Annotated in this window: 20 protein-coding genes, 1 riboswitch and 1 other annotated feature; of the genes, 18 read left to right on the plus strand and 2 right to left on the minus strand. The window is 35.0% G+C overall.

The window, feature by feature from the left end; genetic code table 11:
* The 7 genes from BCB69_RS01900 to BCB69_RS01930 all read left to right on the plus strand — a co-directional run bounded on the left by BCB69_RS01900 (position 1) and on the right by BCB69_RS01930 (position 7,565).
* The gene (locus BCB69_RS01900; RefSeq protein ID WP_022513167.1) at positions 1–846 is read left to right on the plus strand and encodes a PSP1 domain-containing protein; all 846 of its coding nucleotides are present in this window, start codon (positions 1–3) and stop codon (positions 844–846) included.
* Positions 827–1,591 (plus strand): tRNA1(Val) (adenine(37)-N6)-methyltransferase, encoded by a 765-nt coding sequence (locus BCB69_RS01905; protein ID WP_022513168.1) that lies wholly within the window; start codon positions 827–829, stop codon positions 1,589–1,591. The genes BCB69_RS01900 and BCB69_RS01905 overlap by 20 nt, the downstream gene beginning before the upstream one ends.
* Entirely contained in the window at positions 1,584–2,438 is an 855-nt protein-coding gene (gene rsmI, locus BCB69_RS01910) for a 16S rRNA (cytidine(1402)-2'-O)-methyltransferase (RefSeq protein WP_173644813.1), read from the plus strand. Before BCB69_RS01905 ends, rsmI begins: the two co-directional genes overlap by 8 nt.
* Positions 2,439–2,484: 46 nt before the next feature.
* Positions 2,485–4,422, plus strand: coding sequence for a methionine--tRNA ligase (metG, locus tag BCB69_RS01915; protein WP_022513170.1), 1,938 nt, complete (start codon positions 2,485–2,487; stop codon positions 4,420–4,422).
* The gene (locus BCB69_RS01920) at positions 4,419–5,192 is read left to right on the plus strand and encodes a TatD family hydrolase (RefSeq protein WP_236887197.1); all 774 of its coding nucleotides are present in this window, start codon (positions 4,419–4,421) and stop codon (positions 5,190–5,192) included. Before metG ends, BCB69_RS01920 begins: the two co-directional genes overlap by 4 nt.
* 168 nt (positions 5,193–5,360) lie before the next feature.
* Positions 5,361–6,824 (plus strand): D-glycero-beta-D-manno-heptose 1-phosphate adenylyltransferase, encoded by a 1,464-nt coding sequence (rfaE2, locus tag BCB69_RS01925; protein ID WP_069176858.1) that lies wholly within the window; start codon positions 5,361–5,363, stop codon positions 6,822–6,824.
* Positions 6,825–6,947: 123 nt separating this feature from the next.
* Entirely contained in the window at positions 6,948–7,565 is a 618-nt protein-coding gene (locus tag BCB69_RS01930; RefSeq protein ID WP_069176859.1) for a ribonuclease H1 domain-containing protein, read from the plus strand.
* Between the two features lie 30 nt (positions 7,566–7,595).
* Here BCB69_RS01930 and BCB69_RS01935 read toward each other — a convergent pair whose 3' ends face one another.
* Both BCB69_RS01935 and BCB69_RS01940 read right to left on the minus strand, forming a co-directional pair.
* Positions 7,596–8,249 carry a methionine ABC transporter permease gene (locus BCB69_RS01935; RefSeq protein WP_022513174.1) on the minus strand — a complete coding sequence of 218 codons (654 nt, stop codon included), beginning with the start codon at positions 8,247–8,249 and terminating at the stop codon, positions 7,596–7,598.
* Positions 8,230–9,270: a methionine ABC transporter ATP-binding protein gene (locus BCB69_RS01940; protein WP_069176860.1), complete on the minus strand. Its 1,041-nt coding sequence runs from the start codon at positions 9,268–9,270 to the stop codon at positions 8,230–8,232. The genes BCB69_RS01935 and BCB69_RS01940 overlap by 20 nt, the downstream gene beginning before the upstream one ends.
* 60 nt (positions 9,271–9,330) lie before the next feature.
* Positions 9,331–9,431: riboswitch (SAM riboswitch) on the minus strand.
* Between the two features lie 179 nt (positions 9,432–9,610).
* On the opposite strand from BCB69_RS01940, the gene BCB69_RS01945 reads away from it, so the two are divergent.
* The 11 genes from BCB69_RS01945 to BCB69_RS01995 all read left to right on the plus strand — a co-directional run bounded on the left by BCB69_RS01945 (position 9,611) and on the right by BCB69_RS01995 (position 20,499).
* Positions 9,611–9,934 carry a YerC/YecD family TrpR-related protein gene (locus BCB69_RS01945; RefSeq protein ID WP_022513176.1) on the plus strand — a complete coding sequence of 108 codons (324 nt, stop codon included), beginning with the start codon at positions 9,611–9,613 and terminating at the stop codon, positions 9,932–9,934.
* The gene (locus BCB69_RS01950; protein ID WP_069176861.1) at positions 9,927–11,294 is read left to right on the plus strand and encodes a phosphohexomutase domain-containing protein; all 1,368 of its coding nucleotides are present in this window, start codon (positions 9,927–9,929) and stop codon (positions 11,292–11,294) included. Before BCB69_RS01945 ends, BCB69_RS01950 begins: the two co-directional genes overlap by 8 nt.
* Positions 11,295–11,468: 174 nt before the next feature.
* Entirely contained in the window at positions 11,469–14,147 is a 2,679-nt protein-coding gene (locus BCB69_RS06270; RefSeq protein ID WP_083989984.1) for an S-layer homology domain-containing protein, read from the plus strand.
* 56 nt (positions 14,148–14,203) lie between these two features.
* Complete coding sequence (locus BCB69_RS01960) at positions 14,204–15,001, plus strand: hypothetical protein (protein WP_159049964.1); 798 nt, start codon at positions 14,204–14,206, stop codon at positions 14,999–15,001.
* Between the two features lie 148 nt (positions 15,002–15,149).
* A complete protein-coding gene (locus BCB69_RS01965) occupies positions 15,150–16,091 on the plus strand; it encodes an NAD-dependent epimerase/dehydratase family protein (RefSeq protein WP_069176863.1) in 942 nt (313 codons plus the stop codon).
* Between the two features lie 30 nt (positions 16,092–16,121).
* Positions 16,122–16,332, plus strand: a binding site (T-box leader).
* Between the two features lie 40 nt (positions 16,333–16,372).
* Positions 16,373–18,283, plus strand: coding sequence for a threonine--tRNA ligase (thrS, locus tag BCB69_RS01970; RefSeq protein ID WP_022513449.1), 1,911 nt, complete (start codon positions 16,373–16,375; stop codon positions 18,281–18,283).
* Between the two features lie 2 nt (positions 18,284–18,285).
* Complete coding sequence (locus BCB69_RS01975; RefSeq protein WP_022513448.1) at positions 18,286–18,708, plus strand: HutP family protein; 423 nt, start codon at positions 18,286–18,288, stop codon at positions 18,706–18,708.
* A gap of 213 nt (positions 18,709–18,921) precedes the next feature.
* Positions 18,922–19,440, plus strand: coding sequence for a translation initiation factor IF-3 (infC, locus tag BCB69_RS01980; protein WP_173644818.1), 519 nt, complete (start codon positions 18,922–18,924; stop codon positions 19,438–19,440).
* 62 nt (positions 19,441–19,502) lie between these two features.
* Positions 19,503–19,700 carry a 50S ribosomal protein L35 gene (gene rpmI / locus BCB69_RS01985; protein ID WP_022513446.1) on the plus strand — a complete coding sequence of 66 codons (198 nt, stop codon included), beginning with the start codon at positions 19,503–19,505 and terminating at the stop codon, positions 19,698–19,700.
* 19 nt (positions 19,701–19,719) lie between these two features.
* Positions 19,720–20,070, plus strand: a complete 351-nt coding sequence (gene rplT / locus BCB69_RS01990; protein WP_022513445.1) for a 50S ribosomal protein L20 — start codon at positions 19,720–19,722, stop codon at positions 20,068–20,070.
* A gap of 81 nt (positions 20,071–20,151) precedes the next feature.
* Positions 20,152–20,499 (plus strand): DUF805 domain-containing protein, encoded by a 348-nt coding sequence (locus BCB69_RS01995; RefSeq protein WP_022513444.1) that lies wholly within the window; start codon positions 20,152–20,154, stop codon positions 20,497–20,499.
* The last annotated feature ends 14 nt before the right edge of the window (positions 20,500–20,513 follow it).

Genomic DNA, 20,513 nt, shown 5'->3' on the forward strand with positions numbered 1-20,513 from the left:
GTGAATCAAGTAGCAGGAGTTCGTTTTAAACGTGCAGGAAAAATTTATTATTTTTCTGTTGATAATATAAAAGTAGAAGTTAATGATGATGTAATTGTAGAAACTTCTCGTGGCATGGAATATGGAAAAGTTGTTGTTTTTCCAAAGCAGCCCAATTTATTTAAACCTAATGCAGAATTGAGACCCGTTTTGCGTAAAGCAACACCACAGGATTTATTACAAATACAACGAAATAAAGAACGAGAACAAGAAGCTTTTGATATATGCAAGCAAAAAATAAAAAAACTAAAATGTGATATGAATCTTTTGCGTGTAGAATATACTTTTGACAGAAATAAAATTGTATTTTTCTTTACTGCAGAAGGTCGCATTGATTTTCGTGATTTAGTTAAAGAATTAGCTGCTGTTTTTCATACTCGTATTGAAATGAGACAGGTTGGGGTTCGTGATGAAGCCAAACAAGTTTCCGGATTAGGAGCTTGTGGACGAACATTATGTTGTGCTACTTTTCTTGGTGAGTTTGCTCCTGTCTCTATTAAGATGGCAAAAACACAGGGATTATCATTAAATCCCGCTAAGATTTCAGGGGTATGTGGACGTTTAATGTGTTGTCTTCGTTATGAAGATGATTTATATAAATGTGGAGAAATTAAAAATAAAAATTGTGAGTGTCCTAAAAAATATATTCGCCCTGAGCTTTCTGTCGGAATGAAAGTTATGACAGATCAAGGAGAAGGACAAATTACGTATGTAAATAATAAAAATCATACAGTAAGAGTACAGTTTGATAATGAACCACCAAAAACTATGTTATGGAAAGAAATTGATGCTTGTGAAAACAAATAAGTGGGAATTACATGAAAAAGAGCGCATAGATGATTTAGTAAGAGACGGTATGCGTATTATTCAAAGAACAGATCAGTTTTGTTTTTCTTTAGATTCTATATTGTTAGCTCATTATGTACAAATAAAAGCGAAAGAACGTATAGTGGATCTAGGAACAGGAACCGGTGTAATTTCTTTATTGCTTTCTGCTTTAGGAGCTAAAGATATCACTGCACTTGAAATTAACCCTATTATGGTGGAGTTGGCAAAACGCAATGTTATTGCTAATGGGAAACAGCATATTATCAAAGTAGTAGAATGTGATTATACTAAAGCACGAGAATTATATCCGACAGGTGCTTTTCAGTCGGTAGTAGTGAATCCACCTTATCGAGAAATTGGGACAGGCAATACAAATAGTGAGCCGGGAAAAGCTTTAGCTTGCCATGAGGTAGGAACCTCTCTTTCTGAAGTCTTTCATTCCGCACAATATTTATTATCATATGGAGGACGATTAACGATGGTACATCGTGCGGATCGTTTAGGAGATTTAATTGCTATCGGTAGAGAATATTATATGGAAATTAAACGTATACGACCTATATATGCAAGAGTTGGGCATCCTGCGTGTCGCATTCTTTTAGAATGGAAATATGGAGGTCATCCGGAAGTAATTATGGAACCACCTTTATTTTTACATAAAGAAGATGGTTCTTATACCGATGAAATACTTGCAATTTATGGAAAGGGGAACATACATGTTTGAAATAAAGGCAGGGACTTTGTACTTAGTTCCCACACCTATTGGAAATCTTTCGGATATGACAGAACGTGCCATATCTGTATTACAGCAGGTAGATTATATTGCTGCGGAAGATACCAGACATTCAGGGATTTTATTAAAACATTTAGATATACATGTTCCGATGATTTCTTATCATGAACATAATAAGAACGAAATGGGGCCTCGTTTAATAAAAAAATTGAAGGACGGATTATCGATTGCACAATTGAGTGATGCCGGGATGCCTGTGATTTCCGATCCCGGTGCAGATTTAGTAAAACTAGCACTGGAAGCTGCTATTGAAGTGGTACCGCTTCCGGGACCTAATGCCGCATTAACAGCACTTATTGCTTCCGGTTTAGATGCCAGACAATTTACTTTTATTGGCTTTTTACCTAAAACTACGGCTAAATCTGATAAATTAATAGCACAAGTAAAATCATTATTTATGACACTTATTTTTTATGAAGCACCGCATCGACTAAAATCTACTTTGAAATATTTGGAAAAGCAATTAGGAAATAGAAATGCAGTTTTAGCTAGAGAGCTAACAAAAAAATTTGAAACTTTTTCTAGAGGTAGATTGCAAACCTTAATTGAACAATTAGAAGAAACTCCTGCCAGAGGTGAATATGTTGTTCTTATAGAAGGTAAGACTGAGCAAGAAATAGAACAAGAAGAGCAGGCAGCGGATTGGAGAGAATATGCTCTTGAATTAACAAAAGAAATGTCACTTAAAGAGGCGGCACGTCAAGCAGCCAAAAAATATAATTTATCTCGTAGAAATATTTATCAATATTTACTTTCTACTAAGAATCCTTTAAATTAGTAATTACATAATTTATTACATACATCCATTTGCAGGAGGAAATACAATGTCAGAACAAGGAAAATTTTATATTACAACACCGATTTATTATCCGAGTGCTAAATTACATATTGGACATACTTACTGTACTACTATTGCAGACAGTATGGCTCGTTTTCATCGGTTAGATGGGGATGAAGTTTTCTTTTTAACGGGTTCTGATGAACATGGACAAAAGATTCAGGAAAAAGCGGAAGCAGAAGGGGTAACTCCTATTGCATACACTAATAAAATAGTAGAAATGTTTAAGGAACTTTGGAAAGAACTGAATATTACTCATGATGATTTTATTCGTACAACAGAAGAGCGACACATACAAGTTGTACAAGAGTTATTCCAACGGTCTTATGACAAGGGGGATATCTATTTAGGAAAATATGAAGGCTGGTATTGTGTTCCTGATGAAACATTTTGGCCTGAAAACAAATTGACAGAAGATCATATTTGTCCGGACTGTGGACGTCCGTTGCAACGTGTAAGTGAAGAAGCATATTTTTTTAAAATGTCTAAATATGCAAATCGTTGGTTGGATTTTGTTGAGGCAAATCCGAATTTCATTCAGCCCGAAAGTCGTCGGAATGAAATGATTCAATTTGTAAAAAAGGGATTGGAGGACTTATGTGTATCTCGCACAAGTTTTTCTTGGGGAGTACCGGTTCCTTTTGATACTAAACATGTCGTTTATGTTTGGTTTGATGCTTTATCTAACTATTTGACAGCAGCCGGAATATTAGATGATAAAGAAAAATTTAAAAAATTTTGGCCGGCAGATGTTCATTTGGTGGGAAAAGAAATTGTACGATTCCATTCCATTATTTGGCCTATCATGCTTATGAGTCTTGGTATTGAGTTACCTAAGAAAGTGTATGGACATGGTTGGCTTATCGTTGATGGGGAAAAAATGTCAAAATCAAGAGGGAATGTCATTGATCCGATTCCTTTGATTCATGAATTTGGCTCTGATGCTATACGATATTATTTGCTTAATGATATTCAACTTGGACAAGATGGAAATTTTAGTAGAGAGCGTTTAATCAATCGCATCAACTCTGATTTATCTAATGATTTAGGGAATTTGCTTTACCGTACACTTTCTATGGTAGAAAAATATGATAATGGAGTTCTTTATCAAGGAGATGCTTCTGTAGACGAAAAAGTTTTGGAAGCAGTAAAAAATATAGAAAAGCAAGCAATTGATACTTTAAGTACTTTTAAAACTAATATGTATAATTGGGAAATTAATGATGCATTGCGAGGCGTTTGGTCTTTTGTGCGTTCATTAAATAAATTGATTGATGTGACAGAACCTTGGGTTTTAGCAAAACAAGAGGACAAGAAATCTGCATTGCAATCCGTTTTATATCATTTGGCGGAAGGTCTCCGTTATGTATCTTTGTTGGTAGCTCCTATCATTCCACTAGGAGCAGAAAAGATTTGGAATCAATTAGGATTATCTGCATTTGAAAATGCAACTTACGCAGACTTAACTTGGGGGCAAATTCCAAATGGGACTGTAACTAAGAAAGAAGCTCCTATTTATCCTCGTATTGATATGGAAGAAGTAAAAGAAACGGTAGAAGAGAAAGTGGAAACATCTATTGTAGATACAAGTATTGAACCTATTAAGCCGGACATATCTTTTGATGAATTTTGCAATGTAGATTTACGTGTTGCCAAGGTATTAACTGCTGAAAAAGTTAAAAAATCTAAAAAATTACTAAAAATAACAGTTTCTTTAGGTAATGAAGAAAGAACTGTTGTGAGCGGAATATCTCAACATTATGCACCGGAAGAATTGATTGGAAAACATGTTATTTTTGTAGCTAATTTAAAGCCGGCTAAGTTAATGGGGATTGAATCACAAGGGATGATTCTTGCAGCAACTAATGATGATAAATTAATAGTACCTACTGTAGATATTTCTGCAGGAAGTCGAGTTAAATGATGCATTTTTTTGATACACATGCACATCTTTATGATGCAAGACTTATAGCAGATATAGACTCTATATTACAACCCGCTGATAATCAAGTAGATTTTATTGTTTGTCCTTCTGAAAATTTAGAAACGGCTTTTCAAACCATTCTATTAGCAAATCGATATAGAGAAGTATATGCAGCTTGTGGAATACATCCTTTAATGGTAGAACATATTACTTTAGAGGAGTGGAATGAACTTCTTAATAAAGTTAAAAATTTACCAAAGGTGGTCGCATTAGGCGAAACCGGTTTAGATTATCATGAAAAAACTGTAGATAAAGAGTTACAAAAGAAATGGTTTATTCGTCATATAGAAGCGGCTATAGAATTCAATCTTCCTCTAATTATTCATAATAGAAAAGCACATGGAGACTTATTAGAGATTCTAAAAAGATACAAAAAAAGTTTAAGAGGTATTATGCATGGGTATAGTGGAAGTGTAGAGTTGGCAAAAGAATTGATTAAGCTTGGATTTTATATTTCTTTTTCAGGCTCTATTACTTTTACAAATAGCAGACGTATTCGTGAGGTTGTTCGGCAATTACCGTTAGAAAAGATTTTGCTGGAAACGGATAGTCCGTTTCAAACGCCCATGAGTAGAAGAGATGAAGTCAATACACCAAGAAATATTGTGTATATAGCAGAAGCTGTTGCTCAAATTAAAAATACTTCTGTTGAGCAAGTTGCAAAAATAACTTATCAAAATGCACAATGTATTTATAATATTATTATGTAAATAACAAAATGAACTGCGAAGAATATTCTTTACAGTTCATTTTTGTTATAGACAGTTTTGAAAATTCTTAAAACTAAAAAAGGAGATAAAGACTCTGTTATAATTGAGTTGCATGTAATACAATGAATAAATAGGTTATATATTGGTTCATCAATATGGGGAGAAATTATGAGATGTGAGGGCGAAAAATTCCTACAAGAGCAAATGCCTAATAGGAAAGTTGCTGTTATAGGCGATATCATGTTGGATAAATATATTACAGGAGATGTAAACCGTATTTCTCCGGAAGCTCCTGTTCCTGTAAGTGTAGTGACCAGGCAACGTGCAGTATTAGGTGGTGCAGCTAATACCGCAGCTAACTTGGCAGCTTTAGGTTGTCAGGTATTTATTGCAGGTCTAATTGGGATGGATGAAAATGGAGCTACCATAAAAAATTTATTAGCAGAAGTAGGTATTGATAGTGTAGGTCTTATGACTTTATCTGATTATAAAACTACGACAAAAGTACGTATTTTAGGTGCTAAACAGCAGATGCTTCGACTTGACTTTGAAGAAAAATATCAAATAAGTGGGGAAATAGAAAAGCAGGTTGATAAATGGATAGAAAGATTAAAAGAAAATCATATTGATAGCATTGTTATATCTGATTATGGTAAAGGTTTAATTACTGAATCTTTATCACAGCGTATTATTCAAGCAGCTAACGAAAAGGGGATCCCCGTATTAGTAGATCCGAAAGGTACTATGTGGGAAAAATATGATTCGGCATATGCTATTACTCCTAATCTAAAAGAGTTATCTGATTGTGTAGGAAGTATCGTTGCTAATGAGGATGAAGCGATAACGACTGCAGGACTTGAAGTATTGAAAAAATATCATTTAAAAAATGTAGTAGTTACTCGTTCAGAAAAAGGTCTTACTTCTATACAAAGAGATTCTGTAATACATTGTCCGGCACAAGTGCAAGATGTATTTGATGTATCCGGTGCCGGCGATACCGTTATGGCTATTTTAGCTACAATGGCAGGTACAGATTTATCTATGAAAACTGTACTTACTATTGCAAATGTAGCAGCCGGTATATCAGTTTCTCATGTAGGTACTTATTCGGTTTCTCGTGAAGCTGTTATAGAAAAATGGAAAAAAGAAACTCATAAAAAATCATTTAAATCAGCACCCATTTCTGTAAAGGAACTTAAAAATAAAATTAAAGAATGGCAATCCAAAGGAGAAACGGTTGTTTTTACTAATGGCTGTTTTGATATATTGCATCGTGGACATGTTACGTATCTTATACAAGCAGCCTCATTAGGGAAACATTTAATTGTTGGACTAAATACAGATAGTTCGGTAAGAAGGCTTAAAGGAGAACATCGTCCTATAAATAATGAATTAGATAGAGCATTTATGGTTTCTTCTCTGCGTTGTGTGGATGAAGTAGTTCTTTTTGACGAAGATACTCCTGCACAGCTCTTATCAGAACTTTGTCCTGATATTCTTGTAAAAGGTGGAGATTATAAAAAAGAAGATGTCATAGGGCGTGAATATGCAAAAGATGTCAAAATCCTTCCTTTTGTAAAAGGGTACTCTACTACCGGTATTATTTCTCATATACAAAAAGGTACAAATTGATTTATTTAGAATAGGTAAAAACGTCGATTATAATCATCGGCGTTTTTATTATTATTAAAAAGAATATGATAAAATAAATACATGCGATTATTCATACAATTGTTGTGATAATTAGGAGCTTTAATGAAGAAAAAATCTTGGTATGCAGTAAGACAAGGTCGGAAAACAGGTTTATATACGACTTGGGAAGAGTGTAAAAAACAGGTTATCGGATATCCTAATGCATCTTATAAGGGGTTTTATACAAAAGAAGAAGCTACAGCTTTTTTACAAGAAGCTGCTAATTCTGTAAAAGAATGTAACGCACCTATAAGCTCAGAATGTGTAGTTGCTTATGTAGATGGCTCTTATATACCTTCTATGCCGGAATTTTTTGCTTTTGGTTGTGTAATTTTATTTCGGGGGAAAATAGAAAAATATGCTGATAAAATTAAAAATAAAGAATTAGCTTTAATGCGAAATGTAGCAGGAGAAATTCATGGAGCTATGTTTGCAATGAAATATTGTATTACACATCAGATTAAAGAGATGGACATTTATTATGATTATGCCGGTATAGAGAAATGGTGTATTGGTGAGTGGAAAACCAATAAAAATGGAACTAAAGCATTGAAAGCTTATTATGATTCTATAAAAGAAAATTTAACAATTAGATTTCATAAAGTTATAAGTCATACAGGTGTGAAGTATAATGAAATGGCAGATCAATTAGCTAAAGAGGCCTTATGCAGGAAAAAATAAAAAAGAGAGTCGATATATGACTCTCTTTTTTTAGCGTTTATCTGCTTTTCTAGATAGGAAACTTCCCAGGAATTGAATAGATTGTACCATTAAGACTAAAACAATAATAGTAATTATCATAATATCTGCTTGGAATCGTTGGTAGCCATATCGAATAGCTAAATCGCCTAATCCGCCACCACCTATAGTACCTGCCATCGCACTGGCACCTACAAGAGAAACCATAACAACTGTCATAGAATCTAATATGGAGGGTAATGATTCCGGTAAGAGAACTTTATAAATAATTTGCAAAGGAGTAGCCCCCATAGATTGTGCGGCTTCAATTAATCCGAAAGGAATTTCTCTAATAGAGGTTTCTACCATTCTTGCAATATAAGGAATAGCTGCTAATGTCAATGGAATAATGGCAGCGGTTGTACCTATAGAGGTACCTGCTAGGATACGGGTAAATGGGATAATAGCTACCATCAATATAATAAAGGGGATGGAGCGAATGATATTAATAATAAAGGAAAGCGGTCTATTAACTATGGGACAAGATAAAATATTATTTTTTTCTGTAACAACAAGTAAAATTCCGAGTGGAATACCTATAAGAGAAGCAATAAGCATAGATATAGATACCATGTATACAGTTTGCCCCAGTGCTTTTATGAGTAGATTAGTTATGATGGGAGACATAACCTAACACCTCACTTTCTATAGGCATTTTATGAAGATGATGGAGTGCGGAAGAAATATTTTTTTCCGTTCCACTAATATCAATAATTAATTTACCGAAAGAAACATTTTGAATAAAATCAACTGTACCATATAGAATACTTATCTCCACATTATAACTTTTGGATAATTGGGTAATAATAGGTTCATTAGCTACATCACCACGAAAGGAGAGTCGCATAATAGTATGATCTGTTTCATGTTGTTTTAGAGTATGGATATTATAATGAGATAAACCTTCCGGAAGTGTATTAGATGAAATGGAGCCGATAAAGTTTTTAGAAGTATCTGTTTTAGGTGAAGTAAAAAGGTCTAACACAGAACTCTCCTCAATAATTTGCCCTTTTTCAATTACAGCCACACGATCTGCAATTGATTTTATAACTTCCATTTGATGGGTAATAAGGATAATTGTAATATGCAGCTTTTTATTGATAGCTTTTAATAATTGTAAAATTGATTTTACTGTTTCCGGGTCTAGCGCACTGGTAGCTTCGTCAGAAAGCAATACACTTGGATTGGACACTAATGCACGAGCAATGCCTACACGCTGCTTTTGTCCGCCTGAAAGCTGAGACGGGTATTTGTTTTTATATTCGCTAAGCCCAACTAATTCAAGTATAGAAGTAATTTTAGCTTCTTTTTCTTTGGCAGGAGTATGAGATAATTCCAACGGAAAAGCAATATTTTCATAAACAGTACGATTCGAAAGTAAATTAAAGTGCTGGAAAATCATACCGATTTGACGTCGTTCTTTACGCAATTCTGTAGCAGATAATGTTGTCAAATCTTTTCCGTTAATAATGATTTGTCCCGAAGTAGGTGTCTCCAACATATTTATACATCGGATTAATGTGGATTTACCGGCACCGGACTGCCCTATAATACCGAAAATTTCTCCATCTTGAATAGTAAGATTGATATTTTTTAGAGCGGCAATTCCGGTTTCATAATTTTTACATATATTTTTTAACTCAATCATAAAATACTCCGTGTAATAAAAAAACTTTCATCGAGAGATGAAAGTTCAAATAGTTTGATAGTATCATCTTTCGAGATAATCTCGCTGGAATTGGCACCGTTTCTTTGTTGATGGTTGCCGTGACTTCATAGGGCCAGTCCCTCTGTCACTCGAGATGAATAGTATAAAGCTTACTACTTTTCACTTATACTATCTTAGCTTTGATTGAAAGTCAAGCATCTTTAAAACTCCTGATTTTACAAGTAAAATATGTACTTTATCAAATGTTGTAAATTTACATCATTACATGGCAGTGCTATAATGAATTAAAGTGTAAAAGTACTGTTAAAAGGAGGAAAATATGAGCGTAAATCAACGTTTAGTAAATCCATTGATGACACAACTTTTTGAAGCTATTCTTTTATTAAAAACAAAAGAAGAGTGTTATGAATTTTTTGAAGATCTTTGTACTGTAAATGAACTTCGTGATATGTCACAACGACTTGAAGTAGCTAAAATGTTAAATAAAAAGGAAAAATATGAGAAAATTGAAGAAATGACCGGTGCCAGCACAGCTACTATCTCCCGCGTAAAGAGATGTCTTGCTTATGGTGCTGATGGATATATAAAAGTACTGGAAAGAATGGAAGCGCAGGCGGAGAAAGTGGATAATACTAATGAATGAATTGCATATGTTGCATACGGCATTTAAGGCATATGATATTCGCGGTATTATTCCTGATGAATTGAATGAAGAGTTAGTATATCGTATTGGTAGAGCTTATGCGACTTTGTATAATCCCAAAACTATATGTGTAGGATATGACATACGTCAAAGTTCTGTGAGTCTGTGTCATGCTTTATGTAAAGGTCTTACAGACGGGGGTGTTGATGTATATAATATTGGACTTGTCGGTACAGAAATGGTTTATTTTACCACTTTTTATTATCGATTAGATGGTGGAATTATGATTACCGCCAGCCATAATCCTATTAATTATAATGGACTTAAAATTGTAAGAGAAGAAGGAAAACCGGTGAGCGCAGATACCGGGCTTACAGATATAGAAAGAATTGCTTTTTCTGGCAATTTTAAAATGAGTAATTATATAGGTAAAATTAAAGATAAAAGTATAATAGAAGATTATATTCATCATTTATTAACTTATATTGATATAGATAAAATAAGAAACTTACATGTAGTAGTTGATGGTGGAAATGGATGTGCAGATGTTGCATTTAGACATCTTAAACAACATTTGCCTTTAACCTTTTCAGAAATACGAATGAATCCGGATGGTTTATTTCCTCATGGAGTCCCTAATCCTATGTTGGTAAAAAATCATAAGGACATTAGTAAGATGATTATAAAAAAACAGGCAGATATGGGAATTGCTTGGGATGGAGATTTTGATCGATGTTTCTTTTTTGATGAAAAAGGACAGTATATAGATGGATACTATATGGTAGGACTTCTTTCTTGTTATTTCTTAAACAAAGTAAAAGGAAGTACTATTGTGCATGACCCTCGGTTGTATTGGAATACAAGAAAGATTGTAATAGAAAACGGTGGAGTTTCTATAGAATCTAAAGGTGGGCATGCATTTATGAAAGAGACAATGAGAAAAGTTAATGGAATCTATGGTGCAGAGATGAGTGCACATCATTTTTTCCGTGATTTTTCTTTTTGTGACAGTGGCATGATTCCTTGGTTACTTGTGGTACAAATTGTAAGTGAGACAGGAAAGAGTTTAGGTCAATTAATAAAAGACATGAAAAAAAACTTTCCTTGTAGCGGTGAAATTAATTTGCAAGTAAAAAATCCGGCTGAAACTTTAAGAAGGGTGAAAGCATCGTATCAAACACAAGCATTAGAAGTAGAAACTATTGACGGATTAGGTTTTATTTTTGAGGATTGGAGATTTAATATTCGTAGGTCTAATACAGAGCCTTTGGTTCGTTTGAACCTGGAAACTAGAGGTAATTATTCATTAATGGAAGAAAAACGTGATGAAATACTTTCTTTGATAAAAAATATAGAGTAGCAAAAAATTAGAGTATCTCCTAGAAGATACTCTAATTTTTATGTTTATATAACTTAATAATAATTGAAAATATTAAAAGTAAGTAATATAATATTAATGTCAAACTGTAAGTTTACAGATTATATATGCAATATTTTGACTATGTAGGGGAAATTTTTTATAAAGGGGGTATTTATGCAATATCAAGTAAGTACGAATAAAAATATGCAAAGTGAAAATAAGATTAGAAAATATCGTTTAAGAGCTAAATTGGCAGTTATGACAATGGTGTCTTCTGTTTTATTAACAAGTGGGATTTGTAGCACGTATGCAATGGATTTACACTTTTTCCATGTCAATACATCAGATACCGGTGCAACTAGTTCTGAATTGGAGGGGGAAGTTTCTACCAATTACAATAACGACGGTGCACCTGATGAAAATGCTATGGCAATAGGTTATATTGCACGTACGAAAGGTAAAAATGCATTAGCTGTAGGTTATAATACAGCTGCTTATGCAGAAAATGCTCTTGCTATTGGTCATATGGCTCATGCAGAGGGGAATAATTCTTTAAGTATCGGGTATAACAGTCGCATAGAAAACTTAAAGAAGGATATTAATGGTCAAGAAAGAACAATATATTCGTTTGACTCCGTAGCCTTAGGGTATCAAACAAGTATTATCGGATCCAGCGAATCTATTGCAATAGGTAAGGAAACGAGTGTTAATGATGCAGGTAGATTTAATATTGCGATGGGATACCAAGCAACTGTAACTGCTGATGCAAATGAACTAAAAACTGTAGCCAATATTGCTCCAGTAGAAGCGGGAAGTCAAGAGGTTTCCGGCTACAGTATTGCTATCGGGAACGGGACTAAGGCGAGTGATCAAGTAGGTACTGCTATAGGAGCTTCTTCACGAGCTGTCGGTAAATATGCAACGGCTTTAGGTGTGCAGGCTTATGGCAAGGGGGAACATTCTCTGGCTATGAGCGGTGCTGCCGCTCTAGGGCAAGATTCAGTAGCGATTATGGGAGGTACTACATCTAGCAATGCGAGAGGAGCTATTGCTATTGGAGGGAATACCTCACGTATGCTGGATCCGGAAGTACCCTTATTTGAAGTAAGCAATCACGCACAGTCGTACGCAGAAGGTGCGGTAGCGATTGGTGTGGGTACTAAAGCTATGAGTGCACATACATTGGCTTTGAGTCAAGGAAAGGCTGCAGGGAATCATGCTATTGCTATCGGTGGTATGACCGGTAATATAGAACCAATTTCTGATCAAGAAAATTCTTTAGAAGATTATGGGGCGCTTTATGATGACTATAAAATAGTAGATTCTGCAGACAATGCGGTAGCGGTAGGACATCAATCTCATGCACGAAAAAAAGATGCTGTGGCATTAGGAAGTCACTCCATTGCTTCTGTAGCGGAAGGTGTGAATGGCTATAATCCGTTAGAGCGATATAATTTTGCTTATGATAAAAACAGTCCTACCTGGAAATCTACTTATGCTGCATTTTCTATAGGACATGGGGATGGCAGCGCTACACGTCAGATTACCGGTGTGGCAGCAGGTAGTCAGGATACGGATGCGGTCAATGTAGCACAATTAAAAGCAGCTATGGTAACGTTAGAAGCGGATGAAGGAATCTCTTTAACACGTACTTATAGTTTAGAAAAAGGAACTACCTATAAAATTAAATTGAATTTAGAAGGTGGTACAACGGAAACGGCAGATGTACATGTAAAACCTAAAGCATCGGCAGCAGGTTCGAGTGCTGCTCATGATAAGTTAAAAGGAACTACTATGCAGGTGAATGCAGATACTGCTTCCGGAGGTAACCATGGAGATGCTACGTTATTTGCAGCGGATAAGGGAAATCCTACTGCCGTCAACCCCACTGAAACTTTACATCTTAATGGAGATACTAATATTACTACCACATCCAGTGACCATAAGATTGCTATTTCTTTAAATAAGGATTTAAAAGAATTAAACTCTGTAACAGCCACTACTATGAATGCAAATACTGTTAATGTAGACAAAGCAGTAAATGTGGCCGGGAAAACTTATATTTCCGAAAAAGGGCTGAATGCGAATGGTCGGAAAATCACAAATGTTGCTACCGGTGTGGCAGATACAGATGCCGTTAATGTAGGGCAACTCAAGCAAGGACTCACACAAAATTACAATTCCTTATCCAATAAAATTAATAAAGTGGGAGCCGGAGCTGCTGCGATGGCTATGCTTCATCCCTTAGATTTTGATCCGGACGATAAATGGAGTTTTTCTGCAAGTGTAGGACATTATAAGGGCGAAAATGCAGTAGCATTAGGAGCTTTTTATAGACCTAATGAAGATACTATGGTGAGTCTTGGAGGTTCTGTGGGAAATGGGGATGATATGGTGGCCGGATCTGTAAGTTGGAAATTTAGCCAAAAGAATCATATATCTGTTAACCGTGTTTCTACAGCTAAAGAAATTTTGGAACTACGTAAAGCTTTAGAAGATTTACGTTCTTTAATTGCTGATGGTGTAGCCGGACGCAATTTGGATTTAAACAAGATTGAAATATTCCCGGATGTGCCGGAAAATCATTGGGCTTATGATTATGTAGCAACTTTAGCAGGAAATGGGGTATTAGAAGGATATCCGGACGGATACTTTAATGGTAATCGTCAAATGACACGTTATGAGATGGCAGCCGTTATTTATCGTGCTATGATGAATGGAGCAAAGATTAATGCCAAGGCTTTGAAGGAATTTGAGCCGGAATTAGATCGATTCCGTGTAGATACTATCAGTTATAATGAAGATGGTACACCGGATATTCAACGAGTTCGAACTATTGAATCTCGTAAATAATATGGAAAATTTTGATAATGGTAATAATCAATAAAAAAACCATAATTTTTATTTTGTTGAGCGGGATTATAAGTCCTATAGCAACTAATGCTTATAATCCTCCTAATTACAATCATAATTATTCTACTTATTGTACATCGCCCAAAACGCTTTATAATGGAATTTTTCCTGTTACTATAGCTAAACTATTTACACATTTTAAGTTATACCAAACCAAAAAAGTAGCCATTAAAGGATATATTTCTTCTTTTGCAGGTGGAAATATATATATTATTACAGATGAGAATGGCGACACTTTAGTTGTAGATTTAGGCAAACATGGTGGCAAACTACTACATCGTACTCCTTTTGTTGACATTGGACAAGTAGCAGATAATGGAAAGAAAGTATGTTTAGTAGCAGATAAAATTATATGGAATGATTTTAATCCTGATGAGGAATATTTTACTTATAAGGCAAATAATTCTTCGATAGAGTCACCTAAAGTGCTTTTGGAGATTGAACGAGATAAAGCTTTTTATCATCCGTTACCACAAAGTGAAAATAAACACTTTTTTGTAGTAAATCCCGGGAATATTACTGAAAGTGATTTAATAAATTATGTATATATTTCAGCGCGTGTTTTACAATCAGGGATTCTCCCTATAGGTACAAAAGTATATTTAACTGGGCGTAACGTAACTACTTATAAAGAGAATATTATGAATTTTTGGGATTCTCAAATGCAAGAAATTAAAGTACATATGAATGGGGCTTATATTCCACTTGGGCAAAGAGGAAGTTTTTACGGTACCATACAAAAAAATGAAGAGGGATATTATTTATCATTAGAGTGTGTACAAAGTATTTCATAAAAATAAGACAGCTTTTAGCTGTCTTATTTTTATGATTGATGTATAATGAGATTGCAAATTATACATGGGAATTATCATCAGTAGTTATATAATAAATATATTATGAATGACTTTAATTACTATCTTTTTAATAGATAGGAGGAAAAATATGAATGTATTAGTAACCGGTGGTGCGGGGTTTATAGGCTCGCATGTTGTGCGTAAGTTACAAAAAGAAAAAATTAACGTAACAGTCGTAGATAATCTTAGTACAGGGAAAATAGAGAATTTACCTGCAGGTACTTCATTTGTTCAAATGGACATTAATGATGTGCAGTTGGAAAAAGTTTTTTCTAAAGGAAATTTTGATGCCATAGTACATTTAGCAGGGCAAATTACAGTAAGTACCTCTATGAAAGATCCTTCTTTTGATTGTATGCAGAATGTATTAGGAACTGTTCATTTGTTGGAAATTGCACGTAAACATGGTGTAAAAAGAATAGTTTTTTCTTCCACGGCAGCTGTTTACGGAGATGTTCAGGAAGAATATCTTCCTGTTGTGGAGTCCCAATGTTTAAAACCGATGTCTTTTTATGGATTGTCAAAAATAACAGCGGAAAAATATTTACAACTATATAAAGAGTCTTTCGGTTTAGATTATGTTGTACTTCGATTCTCCAATGTTTATGGTGAACGTCAGGTGGATAGTGGTGAAGGTGGAGTAATTAGCATTTTTGCTAATTGTATATCTTCAGATAAAGGAATTACTATCTATGGAGATGGAAATCAAACCAGAGATTTTATTTATGCAGGAGATATAGCAAATGGCATTTATAAATCTTTGCTGACAAAAAATGTAAATCGAATATACAATTTATCAACAGAAAGCGAAATTTCACTTAACGGACTTATTTATATATTTGAAAAGATTACAGGGAAAAACATCAATAAAGAATATGCAAGTCCACGTGCCGGAGATATTTATAAGTCTATTTTAGCAAATGGAAGAGCTTGTTATCAGTTGTCATGGAAACCGGAAGTTAGTTTAGAAGATGGACTAAAAGTGACTTATGAATATTTTTGTAATATTCATAAGCATATGGGTTCTTGACATAAATGTTAAAAGGTGTAAGATATAAATATAAATGTAGTGAAAGAGACATGAAGTTTAATGGTAGCATAGCAAGAGAGTCTGTGTTTGGTGTGAACAGATTATGTAAGTTAAACTTTACCACTCTTGAGCAGGGAAACTGAATGAAGTAAGTTTTCTCGGTTAGCACCGTTATAGCTTCTAAAGTGAATCGTAAGATTTAATTTGGGTGGAACCACGGAATTTAACTTTCGTCCCTTAGTGGGATGAAAGTTTTTTTATTGTAGAAAGGATGGTAGGGTATGGTATCTATTGTGTTAAAAGATGGGAAAAAATTAGAATTTGAAAAAGAAATTCCCTTATTTGAAGTAGCAAAATCTATTTCAAATAGTTTGGCAAAAGAAGTTGTTGTTGCAAAGATGAATGGTGAATTGGCTGATTTGAGAGATTCTATTGTTGATGAAGCACAGGTAGAGTTTTTTACAAAAGAATCAGAAGAAGGACTATATGCACTGAGACATACGGCATCTCATGTTATGGCACAAGCTATTCAACATTTATTTCCGGATGTAAAGTTAGCAATTGGTCCGGCTATTGATACCGGTTTCTATTATGATATAGAGTCGGAACACAAGTTTAGCCAAGAAGATTTCGCAGCAATTGAAAAAGAAATGTCCAAAATTATAAAGTCCAATTTTGCTATTGAAAAATCTTACAAGAGTAGAGAAGAGGCTATCGCTTATTACAAGGAAAAAGGGCAACCTTATAAAGTGGAATTGATTGAAGATTTACCGGCAGATGCTTTGTTGTCTTTTTATACACAGGGAGACTTTGTGGATCTTTGTGCAGGACCTCATGTGCGTTCTACCGGTAAGGTTAAAGCTTATAAATTAATGACCGTAGCAGGAGCTTATTGGAGAGGCGATGAAAATAATCAAATGCTACAGCGTATTTATGGGACAGCTTTTTATAATAAAGAAGATTTAGAACATTTCTTGTACGTTCGTGAAGAGGCTGCTAAACGTGATCATAGAAAGTTAGGGAAAGAATTAGATTTATTCAGTTTCCAAGAGCAGGGACCTGGTTTCCCATTCTTTCACCCTAAAGGAATGGCGATTCGTAATGAATTAATTGAATTTGAACGTGAATTACTTAAGAAATATCGTTATGAAGAAATACAAACACCAATTATTCTTTCTAAAGATTTGTGGTTACAGTCCGGACATTGGGACCATTATCGTGAAAACATGTATTTCACAAAGATTGACGGAGAAGATTATGCAGTTAAGCCGATGAACTGTCCGGGAGGAATTCTATACTTTAAAACACAGCAGCGAAGCTATAGGGATTTACCAAGACGTGTAGCTGAATTTGGATTGGTACATCGTCATGAACTTCATGGAGCATTGCATGGATTATTCCGTGTACGTAATTTTACACAAGACGATGCACATGTATTTATGACAAGAGAACATATGAAACCCATCGTTATTGAAACGTTGAAGATGTTTAAAGATTTATATGCACCGTTTGGAATCAGCTATCATGTTGAATTATCTACTCGTCCGGAAAATTCAATGGGCGATGATGCATTATGGGAGTTATCAACGGATGCGTTGCGTGAAGCCATTGAACAGGCGGGAGTTCCGTATAAGGTTAATGAAGGTGATGGTGCTTTCTATGGGCCTAAACTCGATTTCCATATTCAAGATTCATTAGGACGTACTTGGCAATGTGGTACCATCCAAATGGATATGCAACTTCCGGAACGTTTTGATGTAAATTATATTGGGGATGATGGAGAAAAACATCGTGTAGTAATGATTCACCGTGCCGGATATGGTAGTTTGGAACGCTTTATCGGTATTTTAACGGAACACTTTGCCGGTGCATTCCCTGTCTGGTTAGCTCCTGTGCAAGCAAAAATTATTCCTGTTTCTGAAAAACAAATGAAATATGCGAAATCGGTAGCTGACAAGTTATTACAAGCGAATATTCGTGTTGAAATTGATGAAAATAATGATACTTTAGGATATAAGATTCGCAAAGCACAGATGGAAAAAGTTCCTTATATGCTAATTATTGGGGACAAAGAAGTACAAGCAAATCAAGTTTCTGTTCGCCGTAGAAAAGTGGGAGATCAAGGAAGTATTGATATAGATTCCTTTATTTCAAACATTATGTGCGAAATAAAAAATAGAAATGTGGACTAATCATGTTACAAAGTAGTGATATTGGTCGTGCTGCATTACGCATGGCACTTACTGAGAATAGAAAAGAAGAATATGCTCTTCGTGATGAATTAAAAGAGCAGGATATACAGGCTGTAGCTGTAAATTTTGGGGGACGTTTTCTTGATATTCTTCCTAAAATTTACGAATCAGCTATTGTAGCGGCACAAAGGCAAAAAGTTATCTCAGACACACATGTAGGGGATGGCTCTGTATTAGGCGCTGTGGAGTCTGCTATTGATCAAGTTAAAATCAAGGCTTTAGGAATGAATGTAGGAGGAAAGCTTGGGATTGCTCGTTGGAAGGAACACCTTTGTGTAGCTATATACATTGGTGTGGGGGTATTACATTTCAATGAAGTAGCCGTAGGTATGGCACATCGAGCTCTTCGTGATGATTTAGTTTAAATTATTCTTGACAAGTAAGAATGAATGGCGTATTATATGTAATGTATTAATTGCAAGAAGAAGTCATCCGCTTCTCACCTTACAAGGCGCATAGCTACTAAGGTTAACGTGTGAACTTGAAGCGGGCGACGTAGGTCGTCCGCTTTTACTTGCAATAATCAGAGGATTCCGGTGTCAAAACAGATAAGATATTGGGCAAACCTGTATTCGGAGGTGAAAATAATAGCTAAGGAACTTAGTATCAATGAACAAATTCGTGCTAGAGAAGTACGTGTTGTCAGCGATACAAACGAACAGTTAGGCGTTATGACGGTGCGTGATGCAATTCGTGCAGCAGAAGAACGCGGTTTGGACTTGGTGGAAGTGGCTCCTAATGGACGACCACCTGTATGTCGTATCATGAATTATGGAAAGTATAGATATGAACAGCAGAAGCGAGATAAAGAAGCCAAGAAAAAGCAGAAAGTTTTCCAAGTAAAAGAAGTAAAACTTCGCCCTAACATTGAAGATCATGATTTCTATGTTAAATTGAAACATGCACAACGTTTCTTGGGAGATGGAAATAAGGTAAAAGTTACCATTATGTTCAGAGGACGTGAAATGACACATCCGGAATTAGGTCGTGATGTATTAGAACGTGTACTGAAAGAATTGGGAGATACCATTGTTTGTGAAAAGCCCCCGAAACTGGAAGGCCGTAATATGACAATGGTTATTGGTCCGAAAGCTTAGATAAATAAAGAAATGAAATCTCATTTCTTGCATCCTAAAAATTGTTGAAGGAGAGTATTTACATGCCAAAGATGAAAACTCGCCGCGCTGCGGCAAAACGTTTTAGCTTTACTGGTACCGGTAAGCTTAAGAGAAATAAAGCTTTTCGTAGCCACATTCTTGAAAAGAAGTCCCCTAAGAGAAAGAGAAACTTTAGAAAAGCAGGATTGATTTCTAAGGCTGACTTCAAGCGTGAAGCTAGATTGCTTCCCAATGGTTAATTAAGGAGGACATTGAATAATGGCAAGAGTAAAAAGCGGATTGACAAATCACGCAAGACATAAAAAAATTCTGAAGCTCGCTAAGGGCTATAGAGGTGCTCGTCATAACCAGTTCCGTAAAGCTAATGAACTTGTTATGAAAGCTCTTTATTATGCAAGAAGAGACCGTAGAGCAGTTAAGAGAGAATTCCGTAAATTGTGGATTATTCGTATCAATGCAGCTGCTCGTTTGAATGGACTTACTTATAGTCGTTTAATTGCAGGCTTGACCAAAGCCGGTGTAGCTGTAAATCGTAAGATGCTTAGTGAAATGGCAATTAACGATCCGGCAGGATTTGCTAAGATTGCTGAAATTGCAAAAAATGCTTAAAAAAGAGAGGAATGCCTCTCTTTTTTTTATCTTTTTTTAGTATATGATGTAGTTAATAATTAAGGAGGTAAATTACATTATATGAATAATATAACTTGGGCTTTACAACGTGTATTAAAGGAAAATTATGCAAATTTTTCAGGAAGAGCATCTCGTTCTGAATATTGGTATTTTTTGTTAGTGAATATATTAGTTACGTTTATCATTACTCTTTTATTTGGAGAGAGTGGAATAATCAGTAAAATATATACATTAATTATATTTATACCGTCGCTAGCTGTTTCAATTCGGCGTCTTCATGATATTGATAAGAGTGGCTGGTGGGTATGCTTAGGTTTTGTCCCACTTCTTAACCTTATACTTTTATATTGGGCTTGTAAAGAATCTACTGTGGGTGAGAATCGTTTTGGAGAAGAGCCTTTAAGATAATAAAAAGAGTATCT

This window comes from Dialister pneumosintes (assembly GCF_001717505.1).
Taxonomy (GTDB): Bacteria; Bacillota; Negativicutes; order Veillonellales; family Dialisteraceae; genus Allisonella; species Allisonella pneumosinta.

Bases quoted from the DNA above. Each gene is read 5' to 3' on its own strand.
- BCB69_RS01945 (WP_022513176.1), top strand. From the start codon at position 9,611: ATGAGCGTAAATCAACGTTTAGTAAATCCATTGATGACACAACTTTTT.
- rpmI (WP_022513446.1), top strand. From the start codon at position 19,503: ATGCCAAAGATGAAAACTCGCCGCGCTGCGGCAAAACGTTTTAGCTTT.
- BCB69_RS01930 (WP_069176859.1), top strand. From the start codon at position 6,948: ATGAAGAAAAAATCTTGGTATGCAGTAAGACAAGGTCGGAAAACAGGT.
- BCB69_RS01935 (WP_022513174.1), bottom strand. From the start codon at position 8,249: ATGTCTCCCATCATAACTAATCTACTCATAAAAGCACTGGGGCAAACT.
- BCB69_RS01975 (WP_022513448.1), top strand. From the start codon at position 18,286: ATGTTACAAAGTAGTGATATTGGTCGTGCTGCATTACGCATGGCACTT.
- metG (WP_022513170.1), top strand. From the start codon at position 2,485: ATGTCAGAACAAGGAAAATTTTATATTACAACACCGATTTATTATCCG.
- BCB69_RS01905 (WP_022513168.1), top strand. From the start codon at position 827: ATGCTTGTGAAAACAAATAAGTGGGAATTACATGAAAAAGAGCGCATA.
- thrS (WP_022513449.1), top strand. From the start codon at position 16,373: ATGGTATCTATTGTGTTAAAAGATGGGAAAAAATTAGAATTTGAAAAA.
- BCB69_RS01965 (WP_069176863.1), top strand. From the start codon at position 15,150: ATGAATGTATTAGTAACCGGTGGTGCGGGGTTTATAGGCTCGCATGTT.
- BCB69_RS01920 (WP_236887197.1), top strand. From the start codon at position 4,419: ATGATGCATTTTTTTGATACACATGCACATCTTTATGATGCAAGACTT.
- BCB69_RS06270 (WP_083989984.1), top strand. From the start codon at position 11,469: ATGCAATATCAAGTAAGTACGAATAAAAATATGCAAAGTGAAAATAAG.
- rfaE2 (WP_069176858.1), top strand. From the start codon at position 5,361: ATGAGATGTGAGGGCGAAAAATTCCTACAAGAGCAAATGCCTAATAGG.
- rsmI (WP_173644813.1), top strand. From the start codon at position 1,584: ATGTTTGAAATAAAGGCAGGGACTTTGTACTTAGTTCCCACACCTATT.
- BCB69_RS01940 (WP_069176860.1), bottom strand. From the start codon at position 9,270: ATGATTGAGTTAAAAAATATATGTAAAAATTATGAAACCGGAATTGCC.
- BCB69_RS01950 (WP_069176861.1), top strand. From the start codon at position 9,927: ATGAATGAATTGCATATGTTGCATACGGCATTTAAGGCATATGATATT.
- BCB69_RS01995 (WP_022513444.1), top strand. From the start codon at position 20,152: ATGAATAATATAACTTGGGCTTTACAACGTGTATTAAAGGAAAATTAT.
- rplT (WP_022513445.1), top strand. From the start codon at position 19,720: ATGGCAAGAGTAAAAAGCGGATTGACAAATCACGCAAGACATAAAAAA.